This window comes from Maribacter confluentis, assembly GCF_030505015.1.
In the GTDB taxonomy this organism is placed as follows: Bacteria; Bacteroidota; Bacteroidia; order Flavobacteriales; family Flavobacteriaceae; genus Maribacter; species Maribacter sedimenticola.
In genome coordinates, this window is the sequence record NZ_JAUKUC010000001.1 from 2,606,642 (window position 1) to 2,623,653 (window position 17,012).

General features: G+C 37.8%; 12 protein-coding genes and 1 tRNA gene. 5 read left to right on the top strand and 8 right to left on the bottom strand.

Going from position 1 to position 17,012, the window contains the following annotated elements:
* Positions 1-77 precede the first annotated feature (77 nt).
* From Q2T41_RS11400 to serS, 3 genes are all read right to left on the bottom strand, one after another.
* A complete protein-coding gene (locus Q2T41_RS11400) occupies positions 78-497 on the bottom strand; it encodes a DoxX family protein (protein ID WP_304436193.1) in 420 nt (139 codons plus the stop codon).
* An 89-nt stretch (positions 498-586) separates the two neighbouring features.
* Positions 587-1,105: a Crp/Fnr family transcriptional regulator gene (locus Q2T41_RS11405; RefSeq protein ID WP_179213121.1), complete on the bottom strand. Its 519-nt coding sequence runs from the start codon at positions 1,103-1,105 to the stop codon at positions 587-589.
* A gap of 169 nt (positions 1,106-1,274) precedes the next feature.
* Positions 1,275-2,546, bottom strand: coding sequence for a serine--tRNA ligase (serS, locus tag Q2T41_RS11410; RefSeq protein ID WP_304436194.1), 1,272 nt, complete (start codon positions 2,544-2,546; stop codon positions 1,275-1,277).
* A gap of 79 nt (positions 2,547-2,625) precedes the next feature.
* Here serS and Q2T41_RS11415 point away from each other — a divergent pair, with 79 nt between their 5' ends.
* Complete coding sequence (locus tag Q2T41_RS11415; RefSeq protein WP_089258957.1) at positions 2,626-3,009, top strand: VOC family protein; 384 nt, start codon at positions 2,626-2,628, stop codon at positions 3,007-3,009.
* 10 nt (positions 3,010-3,019) lie between these two features.
* Here the strand turns inward: Q2T41_RS11415 and Q2T41_RS11420 are convergent, their stop codons facing one another.
* Entirely contained in the window at positions 3,020-4,399 is a 1,380-nt protein-coding gene (locus Q2T41_RS11420; RefSeq protein ID WP_367186860.1) for an HTTM domain-containing protein, read from the bottom strand.
* Positions 4,338-5,264, bottom strand: a complete 927-nt coding sequence (locus Q2T41_RS11425; protein ID WP_304436195.1) for a bifunctional riboflavin kinase/FAD synthetase — start codon at positions 5,262-5,264, stop codon at positions 4,338-4,340. Before Q2T41_RS11425 ends, Q2T41_RS11420 begins: the two co-directional genes overlap by 62 nt.
* A 53-nt stretch (positions 5,265-5,317) precedes the next feature.
* On the opposite strand from Q2T41_RS11425, the gene Q2T41_RS11430 reads away from it, so the two are divergent.
* Both Q2T41_RS11430 and Q2T41_RS11435 read left to right on the top strand, forming a co-directional pair.
* Positions 5,318-9,085, top strand: a complete 3,768-nt coding sequence (locus Q2T41_RS11430; protein WP_304436196.1) for a reprolysin-like metallopeptidase — start codon at positions 5,318-5,320, stop codon at positions 9,083-9,085.
* A complete protein-coding gene (locus tag Q2T41_RS11435) occupies positions 9,082-9,768 on the top strand; it encodes a fibronectin type III domain-containing protein (protein ID WP_304436197.1) in 687 nt (228 codons plus the stop codon). Before Q2T41_RS11430 ends, Q2T41_RS11435 begins: the two co-directional genes overlap by 4 nt.
* On the opposite strand, the gene pth is transcribed toward Q2T41_RS11435, so the two are convergent.
* From pth to Q2T41_RS11450, 3 genes are all read right to left on the bottom strand, one after another.
* Complete coding sequence (pth, locus tag Q2T41_RS11440) at positions 9,769-10,398, bottom strand: aminoacyl-tRNA hydrolase (RefSeq protein WP_304436198.1); 630 nt, start codon at positions 10,396-10,398, stop codon at positions 9,769-9,771.
* An 84-nt stretch (positions 10,399-10,482) separates the two neighbouring features.
* Complete coding sequence (locus Q2T41_RS11445; RefSeq protein ID WP_089258969.1) at positions 10,483-11,115, bottom strand: 50S ribosomal protein L25/general stress protein Ctc; 633 nt, start codon at positions 11,113-11,115, stop codon at positions 10,483-10,485.
* A gap of 75 nt (positions 11,116-11,190) precedes the next feature.
* Positions 11,191-12,132, bottom strand: a complete 942-nt coding sequence (locus Q2T41_RS11450) for a ribose-phosphate pyrophosphokinase (RefSeq protein ID WP_089258971.1) — start codon at positions 12,130-12,132, stop codon at positions 11,191-11,193.
* 189 nt (positions 12,133-12,321) lie between these two features.
* Between Q2T41_RS11450 and Q2T41_RS11455 the strand changes: the two genes are divergently transcribed.
* Positions 12,322-12,401: transfer RNA gene (locus Q2T41_RS11455), tRNA-Leu, on the top strand.
* Positions 12,402-12,749: 348 nt separating this feature from the next.
* Positions 12,750-17,009: a type II CRISPR RNA-guided endonuclease Cas9 gene (cas9, locus tag Q2T41_RS11460; protein ID WP_304436199.1), complete on the top strand. Its 4,260-nt coding sequence runs from the start codon at positions 12,750-12,752 to the stop codon at positions 17,007-17,009.
* Positions 17,010-17,012: the final 3 nt, after the last annotated feature.

Genomic DNA, 17,012 nt, shown 5'->3' on the forward strand with positions numbered 1-17,012 from the left:
ATCCATATATTAAAATCAATGCACCGAAAATTTTTATAAGTCCATTTCCGATGCATCATTTACAATATTCAATGATATTATTGTTGGTGTGCCTTAGGCAAAATGAGTGCTTTTTTACTTCTGCCCCAAGCAATAAAAAGTGCAATGCCCATAATGATTATATTCATGCCAATTGCTGAAAATTCTCCTCTTGAAGCATGAAAAATTGCGGCCAAGATTATAACCGCGGCAAGACCTAGTGCCGCCCATACGGTCAAGTAAGGTTTAAAACGAAAAATGGATGGAATTAATAAACCCAATCCGCCCAACAATTCGCTAATACCTATAAAGCGCACCAGCGCTTGCGGTGTTGAGGTTACCCATGGTAATGATTCCGCAAGTGCCTCAATAGGTTGTGAAGCTTTCATAAGTCCTGCCATAATAAACATTACGGCCAATAATCCTTGTGCAATCCATAATATTATATGCATTGCTTTGTTCTTTTTTTGGTCTGTCATTTCTTTACGTATTTATAAAATTACTATGTAGCAAAGTTGTACTACTATGCGCAAATGAAAAATAAGATACCTTAAGAAATTACTATAGGTTATTTATGTGCAATCTTACGACGAATATCACTCAGATATTCCGGTGTAACACCTATATATGAGGCAATTAATTTTAGCGGTAGGCGCTGAACTAAAGTGGGGTAGGTTTCGGTAAAATCAATATATCGCTGTTCAGCAGTTGCGCTTAATAAACCTATGATACGTTTGTTCGATGCTATTAAATTATTCCTGAACTTAATTGCCATTTCGGTGATATCTTCCTCGTCAAAATTTGTAATGTCCGAATATTCCGATCTGGATAGCACAAAAATCTCTGATTCTTCTATGGCCTCTATTCCTACTTGGGAGGGAACTTGATTGGTAAAACTATCCAAATCCGTAATTAGCCAATCTTCTGGCGCAAATTGCATGATATGTTCTTTGCCGGAACTATCAATGGCATAACTTTTAAGACATCCACTTTTAACAAAATAGCCATATTTGGCAATTTCTCCTTGCTTTAAAAGGATTTGTCCTTTTTCAACGGTTTCAAGGTTATTTAAATCTATACTCTTCACGCTGTGTATTTAGGATACCAAATTGACCGTAATAAATACATTAACATATGGGTTAAAAGTGAAAACCATATCTCACTGAATATAACAAGAATGGAAAAAATATTCCAGCATCACCTAATAAATGCTTTCTAAAGATACTAAATGATATATGGTATGAACGGTAGTTACCCTAGTCTATCATGTCAAAACCGCAATACGGTACCAAAACTTCTGGAATTTTAATTCCTTCTGGAGTCTGATAATTTTCTAGGATACCTGCCAATACGCGTGGTAGGGCCAAAGAACTACCGTTTAAAGTATGGGCCAGCTGACTTTTTCCGTTTTCATCCTTAAATCTTAACTTGAGCCTATTGGCTTGGTACGTTTCAAAATTGGATACAGAACTTATTTCCAACCAACGGTCCTGCGCGGTGGAGAACACTTCAAAATCAAAGGTCAATGCAGAGGTGAAACCAAGGTCCCCTCCACATAGGCGAAGAATTCTATACGGTAGTTTCAACGCTCTCAGTATACCCTTTACGTGTTCAACCATACCATCCAAAGCCTTATATGAATTGGTGGGATGTTCTACACGTACAATTTCAACCTTATCAAATTGATGTAGTCTGTTCAGGCCCCTAACATGTGCCCCATAACTACCTGCTTCTCTTCTAAAACAAGGGGTATAGCCCGTGTAAGTGATTGGGAAATCATCTTGGTTTAAGATGACGTCCCTAAAAATATTGGTAACGGGCACCTCTGCCGTAGGAATCAAATATAGGTCATCTGCCGTTACATGGTACATTTGACCTTCCTTGTCCGGTAACTGTCCTGTACCATAACCGGAAAGCTCGTTCACTAAATGTGGTACCTGTATTTCTGTATAACCGGCTTCAGTATTCTTGTCCAAAAAATAGGCGATCAAAGCACGTTGCAATCGTGCGCCTTTTCCTTTGTATACCGGAAAACCCGCTCCTGCTATTTTTACCCCTAGTTCAAAATCAATAATGTCATATTTCTTTGCCAATTCCCAATGTGGCAAGGCAGTGGTATCCAATACGGGAATGTCTCCTTCTTTAAATACTTCTTCATTGTCCTCTTCACTTGACCCCTTGCGCACAGATGTATGCGGGGTATTAGGAATTTGATATAATAAACTTTGTAATTCATCTGCCGCTAGGCTCAATTCTTCTCCCAATTGTTTGGACTCTTCCTTTAATTTACCCGTACGCTCCTTTAATGCATTTGCTTCTTGAGCCTTACCGGTCTTGTACAGAACACCTATTTCTTTGGAAATTTTGTTGGATTCTGCCAATACATTATCCAATTTCGTTTGTGCCGTACGTCTTTTTTCATCAAGTTGAAGCAGATTGTCCAACATTGGTCTGGCGTCAATATTCCTCTTTTCCAAGGCAAGGATAATTTCATCTTTATTATCCCTTATGGTCTGTAATTGTAACATTTTAGGCTGTATTTGAGTGCAAATTTACGTTAATCTTCTATTTAAATTGGATACTTTTAATCTCTAAACTTTCATTACTATGATTTTTGAACACTTCGCAATAAATGTAAAGGATATTAACGGGGTTGTTGATTGGTATTGCAGCCATTTGGGACTGACAATAGATAATCAGCAAAAGGAAGCTCCGTTTATGACGTTCCTGGCAGATAGTACCGGTAGGGTAGTGGTTGAGTTCTACACTCGGGAAGATGAATTGGCAGAGGATTTTAGCAATAGGCATCCCTTGACATTTCACGTGGCTTTTGTTTCCGGGAACGCAGAGGAAGATAAACAACGTTTGCTGCTTGCCGGAGCAAGCTTTTTTGAAGAGGTCTTTAAGGATGACGGTAGCCATTTGGTCATGTTGCGCGATCCTTGGGGTTTGCCGCTTCAGCTTTGTCAGCGTACGGTCAAGTTTCCTTGATCTGGTTTAATTATGGGTTGGATGGAAGAATCCAAGTGTGATGCTTAAAGGGTTTCCAGCGCTCCTTGGCCAAATTGGTCTTGGGGTCTATAAATGGTTTATAGGGCTTACCGTTTATACGTATTTCCGAATTTTTTAAAAATACGGCAACGTCTTTATTATCCTTCTTGAAATCGTTTTTGATATACTGGGCAAATTGCCAAGCAAAATCCGGATATGAATAAACCTTGCGCTGTTGTGCCTTGGTCAGGTAATTTTTTGGGTCAATGTGGTATACCTCATTGGTGTGCTCGTCTATGGCCATAAAATTGCCTTTTCCAGTGCGGCTCCTCAGCATCATCCTCCAGCTCATACGATGTCCTTCTTCCGTCCACAATACATCATCCTCAATAATATAATGTCTTACCGGTAACAGTACTTGGAACAGAAAATATAGGCCCGCGACTATTAATAGGCCGTTTCTGTAATTTGGAGAGGATAAAACGGTTGGTACGTAGGGTGTTTTGGATTTAAAAAATATAGACCTTATGGTTTCTGGGTCAAAAAAGAATACACTGAACGCCAAGGCCAAGTAAGGAAAAATACCTATCTGGAAAACAATAGAATTAAATAAGTGAAAAAAGATGGATAATATAAAGGCTATTTTTCTAGTTTTTTTATAAAGTAAGGCGGGGATGATCAGAAGGTCAAATACAATTCCTGCTATGCCTATAATTTTGTGCACCCACAATTGTTGTAGCAATTCACCAACTAATAGATAATCTTTCCTTGGCTGCATCAATACCTTGATCATACTAAAATCTAGCCAGTCGCCATACATTTTTGCAACGGAAGCATAGGTGTATACAATAAGCAACTGTAAAGCAATAAACCATTTAACATAAGCGAACATTGAATTGGCTTCAAGAGTTGGATTCAATTTTACATCCACGGATTTACTTCTATGCGCTGGAAAAAAACACATGAGTAAAGAAATAAGGATAAGCAAATAATAATGGTTGTTGTAAGCTGTTTTTTGCATTAGATAAGTGGCAGACCACATAAAGGTAAAAGCAATCATGCTTATCCTGTATTTTAGCCCTAGAGCAATACAAATGCCCAAAAAGCCCATAATGGTAAAATAATAGTACATGCCATTTCCCGGTATGGGGTGTAACCATTCAAAATCTATAAAGGGAAAAAAATGGGTGGGGTCTATTAAATTTCTTTTTACCCATCCAGTAGCAATGGCCCCAAAACTTTCCAATGAAATAAGGATTCCAAAAAAAATACGGAAGATGATCAAGGGGCTATTATCCATACGTTGAAACAATACCCTGTTCAGCATATTATTTCCTAATAAGTTGTATGGAACGTTCTTTGTCCTTTGCCAATTGTAACTTAAGGGCATTTACAGATTCAAACTTATGTTCGTCCCTTAAACGGGCCAAAATATCCACTTGAATTATTTTATCGTAGAGATCGGCATTGAAATCGAAAAAATTAATTTCTATGGACTTTGATGTGCCATTTACGGTAGGGTTGTATCCAATGTTCATCATGCCATAGACCGTTTTTCCCATTAAGGTGCTCTTAACGGTATATGCTCCGTTTTTTGGTATAAGTTTATAATTTTCCGCAATCGTAAGATTTGCTGTGGGAAAACCCAATTGTCTTCCAATACCTTTTCCCTTGGAGATCGTGCCGGTCAGCATATACTCATATCCTAAGTAATTGTTGGCCGTGGTAATATCGCCTTCTTCCAACGCTTTACGTATTTTGGTAGAGCTCACGGAAACATCATCTATTTCTTGCGCAGGTATTTCATCTACCGTAAAATCCAGAGCATTGCCAAATGCTATCAAATCGGTAATGTTGGCCGTTCTGTTTCTGCCAAATCTGTGGTCATAACCAATAATGACTCTCTTTGTGTTCAAGATATTTACCAATATATCCCGTACAAATTCCGTAGCGGTAAGTCTAGAGAAATCCTTGGTAAACGGATGAATGATCAACACATCAAGACCCAAACGCTCCAAGATCATTATTTTTTCATCTATGGTGTTCAAAAGTTTGATATCCGCATCTTTTTGTAAAACCATTCTTGGATGTGGGAAAAAAGTGAGTACGGACGATTTTAATTCCGTAGTCTTGGCATGGTTTATGATTTTATCCAGTATTTTACGATGACCAATATGTACCCCGTCAAATGTACCAATGGTAATGACCGTGGGATGTTTTTCATGATATGTGGAAATGTTGCGAACTGTAATCACCTATGATAGAAAATAAAAAGACTTATATTTGATTCTGAGATAAAAGCCCCCTGATGGTTGCAAAATTACGCCTAGTTTTTTCAATTACCATAGTATTTCTTTCCTTTTCCGGGGTAGCTCAAAGTACATACTGGGAAAAAACCGAATTATCTACGGCCAACAAACAGATTTCCAAGCAACGACTGCAGGTGGAAAAAGGTAAGGCATTTGTCTTGAACAAAACACTGTTCACCCAAGCCTTAATGTCCAATAAAAAGTCCAATGTCATCTATTTTCCAGATGAACAGGGCAATCAAATTCCCTTTCGTGTAGAAGAGATACCCTTGTTCTCAAAGACCTTGGCCCAAAAATATCCATCCATTAAATCTTATAAGGGTACTGCTATAGACCGTGCCGGCTTGCAGGTACGTTTTAGCGTGTCACCAAAAGGTGTTCAGAGCATGTTCAATAAAGTAGGCGAAGAGGAATCCCTGTTTATGCAGCAGACCAAGGACGATACGTATATTTTGTACCGAAGGACGGAGCAGAGCAAAAGTGATCTACAGTTTATTTGTAAAACAATGCCTACGGTTATGGATTATGCCCAGAATTTGACGGCTAAATTGGTAGATGACCAAACATTGACTACATTTAGGGTCGCTATTTCCGCGTCTGGGGAATACACTCAATTTCATGGGGGTACCAAAGCAGATGCATTGGCCGCAATCAATGCTACCCTTACCAGGGTCAATGGTGTTTTTGAGCGTGATCTGGCCATATCCTTACAATTGATAGACAATACGGATGATGTAATCTATACCGACCCTGAAAATGATCCTTATACCGGTAGTTTAAGTTCCCAGGTACAAAGTACGTTGACCAATGTTATAGGAGATTTAAATTATGACATTGGACATTTGTTCAATCAACAGGAAAACACTTTGGACGGTAATTCCGGTTTTATTGGAGCTGTATGTAAGAACGGGAGAAAGGGTAGTGCGTACTCTACACTGTCATCACCGACCGGTGATGCCTTCGATATTGATTTGGTCGCTCATGAAATGGGCCATCAATTTGGGGCAAACCATTCGTTCTCTCATATTTCGGAAGGTACAAATGTACAGGTAGAACCGGCAAGTGGTACAACTATTATGGGCTATGCGGGTATTACGGGAAATAACAATGTAGCCAGTAATAGCAATGATTATTTTCATTATGTCAGTATAACGCAAATTAGGGATTATTTGCGAACGGTTTCCTGTGGGCAAACCCAGTCTATTGCCAATGTGCCCCCTTCTTTATCTCCCTTACAGGATTACAACATACCAAAGGGTACGGCCTTTGTTTTGAATGGGGAGGCAACTGACCCGGATACTTTGGATGTGTTGAGTTATACTTGGGAGCAAATAGACAATGGGGTTGTTACCCAAGCTACTTTTGGACCTAATAATCCAGCAGGGGCCAATTTTAGGTCATTGCCGCCTAGTATTTTGCCGAGACGGTATTTTCCAAACCTTAACCGAGTACTGAGCGGCCAGCTTACACAGGTCTTGCCCAGTAGGGGAGATGCCTGGGAGACGGTATCCAATATTGGTAGGTCCTTAAATTTTTCCTTGACCGTGCGTGACAATGCTTTAAATGGTGGGCAGAGTGTTTCTGATGAAATGAGTATAACGGTAATTAATGATGCCGGCCCTTTTGCGGTCACTTCGCTAAATACAGAAGAATCTTTGGTGGCAGGATCTATACAGGTCATTACGTGGGATGTCGCCGATACCAATATTGCACCTGTAGCGGCAGAGACCGTTTCTATCTATTTGTCCACCAATGGCGGACTTACCTACCCGACCATATTGGCCGAAAATGTACTGAACGATGGTAGTCAAAGGATCATAGTACCTAGTATAGATACGGATAGCGGTAGAATTATGGTCAAAGCGGACGGAAATGTTTTTTTTGCTGTTAATGGTACCGATTTTTCCATAACCCCTTCCGAAATTGTGTTGGATTTTAACGAGGTTGAATTTGATGTCTGTAAGCCACAGGATCTCAACGTACCTTTTACCTATGAAACCTATTTGGGATTTAACGAGGAAAGCACGTTTAGTACGCCCTCCCTGCCAGATGGCCTAAACGCAACTTTTACACCCGCTACAGCAACTGATACTGATACTTCTGTATTATTGGATTTTGAGGGTATTTCAACGCTGGCCGAAGGTATTTATCCTATAGAAATTGTTGCAAGTTCGGCAACGGTCACAAAAAATATTACCTTGTTGTTAAGGGTTTATGACGATACTTTTGAATTGGTAAATTTAGTTGCACCCGTAGACGGTTTGGAAAATGCGTCCATAGATACGGAATTGCAGTGGGAGAATCAAGTAGGCAGCACCTTGTACGATATCGAAATTTCAACCAATACCAATTTTACCGCTATTGTTGAAACGGCAACCGTAGCCTCTAATTCCTATAAACCGGTATTATTGGACAATAACAGTCAATATTTTTGGCGTGTTAGACCCAAAAATGATTGCGGGGAAGGAGTTTTTAGTGCGCCGTTCAGTTTTACGACCATACAATTTAACTGTACCACTAAAGAAGCCACTGCGGGCTTGCCCATTGCTATTTCCAGTAGCGGAACTCCCGTAATAAGCTCTAAAATAATTTTTTATGAAGATTTGCCTATTGCGGATATCAATGTCATTCTTGATATTGAACATACTTTTTTGGCAGATTTGGTAATTACCCTTACCTCACCTGAAGGTACCGAGGTTACGTTGGTTTCCAGTTCATGTGGTGAGGCGCGGAATATTATAGCCACTTTTGATGATGATGCGCCCAGTTTTGTCTGTAGTCCGGAGCCAGGTATTAGCGGTACCGTAAGCCCATTGGGGAGTTTAAGCTCCTTTAATGGCGAGTCCCTTTTAGGGGAATGGATCTTGGAGGTTCGCGATAACGCTCCTTCTGATGGTGGTAAATTGAATATCTTTTTACTTGAAGTCTGTGTGGAAGGTGATTTTAGGCCGGATAATGATCAGGACGGCGTCTTTGACGATGGAGACGATTTATGTTTGGATACACCATTGGGCCAAGAGGTAAATGCATCGGGTTGTCCAGTATATCGTTTTCCTAGTGAAAACTTTACGGTTAGGATAGATAGCGAAACGTGCAGTGACAATAATGATGGCTCAATTACCATTATTCCCAAGTTATCCTTGGATTATCAAGCAACTGTTTCCGGAAATGGTGTAGAACTTGTTCAAAATTTTTCCAACACCTTTAACTTGGCCAATTTGGCATCCGGCACGTACTCGGTATGTGTTGTAGGTACGGATGGGATTATTACTTATGAGGAATATTGCGTAGAGGTTCAAATTACGGAGCCTGCGCCGCTCAATGTAACATCTAAACTGGCTTTGGATGGCAGTCAGATCACTTTTTCCTTGCTGGGTTCATCCTTATATACCATTACGCATAACAATGAAATTTTAATGACCAATGAACCTACCGTAACATTAAGTTTAAAAAAAGGTCTCAATACTTTTAAGGTGACTACCAATTTGGCCTGTCAAGGTACTTATGAGGAAGAATTGGTTTTCAGTGAGCAGGCAATTGTCTTTCCAAACCCTGTGATCGATAGCATTAATATTTATTTTGGGGCCGAACAGGAACAAGTTTTTCTACAGGTTTTTAGTGCGGATGGTAGGTTGATATCAAGTGATACCTTTGTTCCACAATTAAACAGGATAGAATTTGACTGTAGTGCGTTTTCCATAGGAATCTATTATATAAAATATGTAGGGGCTACCGCCAAAGGAACCTTAAAAATAATTAAGCAATGAAGCGCGCCATATTCATAATTCTATGTTTGATGCTCTCCTTTACCGGATGCAAGAAAAAACGAAGTCCACAACCACCTGAAGCGGTGTTGTTATTATTTCCGGAGCAAAATTCCGAATGTACGACCGGGGTAAGTTTAGGAGAGGAAAAAAGTCAGGTGGAATTTAATTGGAGCGCTGCAGATAATACGGAAACCTATGAGCTAAGGGTCACCAATACAGAGACCGGTACGGTACAGACCATAATATCCGCAAATACATCCGCCACGCTGCCCCTGGAAAAAGGTAAACAGTATTCATGGTTGGTCCGTTCAAAGAATAGTCAAGTAGAACAGACCGTATCTAGTGAAATCTGGCATTTTTATAATGCAGGTTCCAATACTACATTTGCTCCTTTTCCAGCTACGATAGTTAGTCCGGCTTCATCTGAAAATGTATTTAAGGACCTTAACAATGAAGTGGTCCTCTCATGGTCGGCATCCGATCTGGATAACGATATCGTAAACTATGAGGTGTATTTTTCCGTGGAAACTCCGCCAACGGATTTAATTCGTTCCTTACAACCTTCCGTAAACAGTATAAAAGTTTCTGTAGCTTCGGACACGGTCTACTATTGGAGTGTGGTCGTTATTGATGCTGAAGGAAACAAGTCCAATTCCGGTATATATAATTTTAAGGTGCTGTAATCAAGTATTGTTGTATTGGTTCATGGTACGGGCAATACCGCTAAGGACAAATGCACTGACTACCTCTGCAGATCTGGAGAGGCGTTCCGAAATTAGATCACGTTCTTCTTCGTTCCATTGTCCCAAAACATAATCTACCTGTCTACCCTTGCCAAAATTGGCACCGACCCCAAACCTGAACCGGTTGTAGCCATGGGTCTGTAAATGTTGTTGAATATCTTTTAATCCGTTATGGCCGCCATCACTGCCCTTGGTCTTTATACGTATGGTTCCAAAAGGCAAGTTAATGTCATCGGTTATGACCAATAGGTTGCTCTGGGGAATATTTTCCTTGTCCATCCAATATTTTAATGCCTTTCCACTACGGTTCATATAGGTAGAGGGTTTTAGACATATAACCGTTCTTCCTTTGATCTTGAACGTACCTATATCTCCAAGTTTGGCGGTTTCAAAAGTAAATTCCTGGGCCTTTGCCAGTTCATCTAATATCTTAAAACCGATATTATGTCGGGTTTCGGCATATTCATCTCCAATATTGCCAAGACCTACAATCAAAAATTTTTTCATTGGGTCCTCTTCTTTATATACACTTGAGCGCTTGTTAAAAAGTCCTTTTAAAAAATGGAACATTTAAACTTTATTTTAGGGTCAAAAATACAAAAGCATCTCAATACGGATATCGAGATGCCTTTTTGTAATTTTTGAAATAAGAAGTTATTCTTGGGTAGCTTCTTCAGTTGCCGCTTCGGCGCCTTCAGCTCCTTCTTCTCCTTCTTCATCTTCATCATCCGTAACAATTGCGGTACGTGCAGTTTTAACTTGTACAACAACTTGGTTATCTGGATGTAAGATCGTGAAATCATCATTCAATAATGATGATACAGATATATTTTGACCGATTTTTAATTTTGAAATATCGATATCAAAGAAATCCGGTAATTTGTCCGGTAGGGCCTTAATGGCAAGTTTACGTTTTCTGAACAATAAACGTCCACCGTTACGTACACCTGGAGAGTTACCTACTAAACGTACAGGAATATCCATAGTAACCACTTTATCATCAAATAATTGATAAAAATCAATGTGTATGATCTTATCGGTTACAGGATGAAACTGTATATCCTGCATTACAGCTTTTAGAGAAGCTCCACCATCCAATTCAATTGCAACTGTGTGTGCATTTGGAGTGTAAACCAAGTCTCTGAACGCTAGTTCATCCGCTGAAAAATGTAATGGTTTATCCCCTCCGTATACCACGCAAGGAACCTTTCCAGCATTACGTAGGGCCTTCGTTGCCTTTTTGCCCACGCTTTCTCTTTCTGATCCTTTAATTGTAATTGACTTCATTATATGTATTAAAAATTAATATTAATAGTTTGACCTCTAATTTCATGTTAGCACCATTGCCATAATGGTTGGTTGCTACATTAAAAATTTTGAGGATATAGAATTATTGTTGTGCACCTTGTCCATAACATCCGCAAATAGTTCGGCACAGGATAATACCCTAACTTTATTACTTTTTATTTCTATTGGTATGGAATCTGTTATGATCAATTCCGTTAATTGCGATTTTTCAATTTTTTCATAGGCGTTGCCGGATAACAAACCATGTGTGGTAATGGCCCTAACACTTACTGCACCACGTTCCATCATTAGGTCTGCGGCCTTGGTCAACGTACCGGCGGTATCAACCATATCATCTACAAGTACCACATTTTTACCCTGAACATCCCCAATAAGTTCCATATGTGAAATTACATTGGCTTTGGCCCGTTGCTTATAACAGACAACAACGTCACTATCCAATGCTTTGGAATAGGCATAGGCCCTTTTTGAACCTCCCATATCCGGAGAGGCCAAAGTTAAATTGTCCAATCCTAGATTTCTTAAATAAGGTAAGAAAAGGGTAGACGCAAAAAGATGGTCAACAGGTTTTTCAAAAAAGCCCTGTATCTGATCTGCATGGAGGTCCATGGTAATAATTCTTGTAGCCCCTGCGGTCTCTAACATTTTAGCCACCAATTTAGCGGCAATAGGTACTCTGGGTTTGTCCTTTCTATCCTGTCTTGCCCAACCAAAATAAGGCATAACTGCTGTAATATGACGTGCAGAAGCCCGTTTGGCGGCATCTATCATTAGCAACATCTCCATTAAATTTTCCGGACCCGGGTGTGTGGAGCCTATAATGAAAATACGCGTACCTCGTATAGATTCCTCAAAAGAAGGCTGAAATTCACCATCGCTGTAGCGTGAAAAAGAGACTTTGCCCAATGTGGTGCCATAAGCTTTGGCTATCTTTTCACCTAGTGCCGTACTTTGCGTACAAGCAAATATTTTTGGTTCCGGAACTTGATATGGCATATCTTTTCTTCTTATTTACCTCAGCAGCAGATTCAATCCTACGGAAGACCCTGTTTTTTAAGGAGGTGCAAATTTAAAAATTAAAATTGGTTGCAGCTGTATAAATGTTTGAAATTTTTAGTGGTAGAAAGAAAAAAATTTTTTAATTTCGCAGTCCTATTTAAAAATATCGTTTATTACGGTGTTTATGCTCGAGTGGCGGAACTGGTAGACGCGCTGGATTCAAAATCCAGTTCTTCGGAGTGTGGGTTCGATTCCCACCTCGAGTACGGAATAAATCCCTAATGATTTGTAAATCAAATTGTTAGGGATTTTTATTTGTGTTAAATGCCGATATTTTGCCGAAAAAATATTGATTTTTTTCTTGTATCACCTTGATTTTGAAATTGTATCTAGATTAATGCTAAAAAAAATGCCCCGAATTGGAAGTCGAGGTTGTTTTAGCGTACCATAAGGTTCTTTCTTTACGGGAATCTGTAATACTTCTTAATATTAATAGTTTATTTTCATAACATAAAAGAAAAATCCCACGGAGTACGCAGGATTTAAGATTTTTCTTCGGCTTATAGCCTTATTGTGAATAGCTTTCAGATTATAAAGATAAATAAAAAATATAAATGAGCAACTTAACTTTAGGAATTGACCTTGGTACTAACTCTATTGGATGGGCGATAAGAGATATTACAGCTAATGACAATCAAATAATTAATAAAGGAGTTTTAATTTTTGATAAGGGTGTTGGAGAAGAAAAGGGAATTGAATTTCCTAAAGTAAAAAAGCGAACTGAAAGTAGGGGTAAGCGTAGAAACTACCAAGCTGAAAAATATAGAAAATGGGAGTTGCTAGAGTTTTTAATAGAACAACAAATGTGTCCCTTAACTATTAATGAATTAAATAGCTGGAGAAAATACACAAAAAAAGAAGGACGAAAATATCCGCAAACCGAAGCATTTATCAATTGGTTGCGTTTTGATTTTAATGGCGATGGAAAACCCGATTTTCATTTGTTTGGCGGTGACAAGCATGAAAGTTATTATTTGTTTCGAGCAAAAGCGGTTAGTGAAGAAGAAAAGGATAGCAAGGTCTTTAATAATAATCCAGAAATTCTAGGGCGTGTATTTTATCAACTTGTGCAAAGACGTGGCTTTAAAGGTAGAGACGAAGAAGAAGCTAAAACTATGCTCAAAGGCTCAAAAGATGGTACAACCAAAGGGAGGGATGCTATTGCAGATTATATTGAGCAATACAAAAGTTTAGGAGCAGCTTTATTTCATTATCAAAAAGAAAAATCCACCCATTCAGAAAAAATTAGAATTCGGCAACGTTATAACCTGCGCAAAGATTATGAAAACGAGCTTAAATTAATTTGTAAAACTCAAAATCTCAACAACGACTTTTACTCAAAATTACATAAAGCCATTATTTGGCAGCGACCACTACGCACACAAAAAGGTTTGGTAGGTCTCTGTACGTATGAGAAAAACAAACGAAGAGCACCTGTAAGTCACCCGTTGTATGAAGAATATCGCACTTGGGTTTTTATCAATAATTTAAAAATACAAGCACCTGAAGGTTGGGAACAGAGTACATATTTAAATGAAATAATCTACCCTATATTTTACAACTCGGGTAGCGATTTTAGCTTAAGTACCATCTTAAAACAACTGAATAAAGACGGGGCAATTATTAATTCTGGTTATTCTAATCGAGACAAAACAAAAGTGCTTTCCGCCAAATTGCTTAAAAATTTTGAAGACCTTTTTGGTGATAACTGGAAAAACGAGCTGGGTTGGGAGGATGCCTTTGTAAGGGAGAAACAACCCAAAAAGAAAACAGTAACCAACTACAATTTTGAAGATGTTTGGCATATACTAAACACCTTTGATAGTGAAGAAAAGCTAAAGGATTTTGCATTAGAAAAATTAAAGCTCAATGAAGAAAAAGCTATTAAATTTTCTAAAATTAAACTACAGCAAGGTTATGCCACATTAAGTCTTTCTGCCATAAAAAAGATACTTCCTTACCTTAAAAAAGGGTTTATATATTCAAAAGCTGTTTATATGGCAAATATTCAAAAAGTATTAGGAACACACGAAGTTTCTACTGGATTTATAAACCATTTTGCTAATGAGATTGATAACATATACCAAGAAATATCAACTAAAAGAAAACTCAATAATGTTTTAAATGGAATATTCAAATACGAACTAGTATCGGAGGGAGATTATCATTTAGGCGAAAATGAAGATTTAGATGCCTCGGACCATAGTTTAATAAAACAAAAATTGATTGATGAACTCGGCGAAAAGACTTGGGAAGAAACAAACACAGAGGAACAAGCAAGCTATTTAGATTATATAACAAAAGAATATAAGTCTTTCTTGCAGAAACCTTTTCAGGCTAAAAAAGGCGCATTTATTGAGCAGCCCCGTATTCATCAGCATATTTTTAATTACATACAAGAGCACTATCAAGTACCTAATGAAAAAATAAAATTTTTATGGCATCCATCTGAACAAGAAAAATATCCCAATGCATCAATTTACGAGAAGGTAGAACTAAAAAACAAAACGGTTTATATCAATGAAAATGAAGTGGAAACCTTTTTGAAAAAGAACCCAAGTGCAGAGCTTGAAGGAATTTCACTCAAATTGTTAGAAAGCCCAGAACCCATAAGCAAAGGTTTCAAAAACCCAATGGCTTTAAAAACGCTTCATAAGTTAAAGCATTTATTAAATTATTTATTACAAACCAATCAAATAGATGCGCATACAAGAATAGTGGTTGAAATAGCAAGGGAACTAAACAACGCAAATTATCGAATTGCACTAGAAAGGTGGCAAAACCAACGAGAACGCGAGAATAATACCTATAAAAAAACCATTGAAGAAATAAATAAAGAATCTGGCACTACTTACAACCCCGAAGATAAAAACTTAATAAGAAAAATACGTCTATGGCAAGAACAGGGTAAAAAGTGCTTGTATACTGGCGATACTATTAATAAAAGTGACCTGCTCAATGGAGAACATTTTGATATTGAGCACACCATTCCTGCAAGTATAAGTTTTGATAATGAGCTAAAAAACCTAACCCTAGCAAACAAAGATTATAACGCTAATGTAAAAGGCAAAAAATACCCTACACAGTTAGATAATTACACTACAGATGGTGTATTTAGCGGTAGAACAATACAACCCATTATTAAAAATATTGAAGCCATTTTTGGCAAACGAACACTTGAAAAGAAAACCGTAAAAAAACGTGGCAAAAAGGAAGAAGTTACCGTAGTTAAGTGGAGTAAGATTACAGAATTAGAAAAGCAAATAGATGAATACGTTAAAAAAACAAGCTACGCCAGTACCAAAGAAATAAAGGACGCATTTATTCAAAAACGTCATCAATTAAAGTTTGACCTAGACTATTTAAAACAAAAATTACAAACCTTTACAGTCGAAGAGTATAAGGCCAAGTGGCGCAATAGTCAATTACGAGATACGCAAATTATGACTAAGTATGCCGTTCCTTACCTCAAAACGGTGTTCAATAAAGTTGAAGTTCAAAAAGGAAATGTTGTAAATATCTTCAAAGAAGTATATCGTGTAAAAGTAGTAAGCAATAGAAAAGACCGTTCTAAGCACAGTCATCACGCAATAGACGGTGCTATCCTTACCTTAATACCAAAACCAGCATATCGCGATGAAATCATTAAAAAATATCAATTAGAAAAAGATAACCGTACAGGGAAAACCTATCACGAACAACCGCAAAATTGGGAAGATTTTTCACCAAGCTTTATAATAAATATTGAAAAAGAAACCCTTATCAACAATTTAAAAGACTACAGAGCGCTCACACCAACTTTTAAAAAGGTTAGAAAACGCGGTAAAATAGATTATGATGATAATGGAAATGTAAAATGGGCAAAAGGCGATGCCATACGAGGTCAGTTACACGGCGAATCTCTTTATGGAGCTATAAAGCAACCCAAGCGCGATGATTCGGGTAAAATCATTTTCGATGAGAATAAAAAAATGCAACTTGAAGACGAGGTAAGACTTGTAATAAGAAAACCACTTTTGTATGCCAAAGATGCGGCTAGCCCAGGGTTTAAAAAGCTAGATGACATAGAAAAAGTTATTGTAGACCAAGCACTTTTTCAGATAATAAAAAAACAGGTAGAGGATGTTGGCAGTTTAAAGGATGCTTTAGAAAAAGGCATATATATGCTTAACAAAAAAGGAGGAAAAGTAAATAGAATAAGGCATATTAGATGTTTTGATAGATTAAAACACGCAACGGCGGTTCAGCCTCATCAACATACTTTTGTTTCAGATAAAGAATACAAACAAACAACCTACGCACAAAACGGTGAAAATGTTTACTGCTTGTTTTACAAAGGAAATGTAAAGGGGAAAGAAGAACGGGCTATAAGCATAATAGGAATTTTTGACTTAGCAAAACTTGACATTCAAAATGAAAGGGAGTTTTTTGAAATTCCACATTTTAATTCGGTTGTTAAGAAAAGGGTACAGCTACCCTTATATGCAGTTTTAAAAGCTGGACAAAAAGCAATTTTTTATAAAGAAAGTTTAGAAGAACTTACTGAGTTGACCAGAGAGGAATTATCACAGAGAATGTATAAAATGTACCAGTTTGAAGCCGATTCAAATAAGATAAAATTCAAAAATCACTTGATTTCTGGTTCAAATACTGATATAGTGAAATCTTTACCAAAAGGCTATAAAGAGGCTGCATTGTATGGCACATATGAAAATCAACCTCTAATGAGATTAACATCGGGCAACTGGAATTTTGCTATTGAAGGTAAAGACTTTGAAATGAAACTGGATGGAACCATAATATGGAAGTTTTAAGTT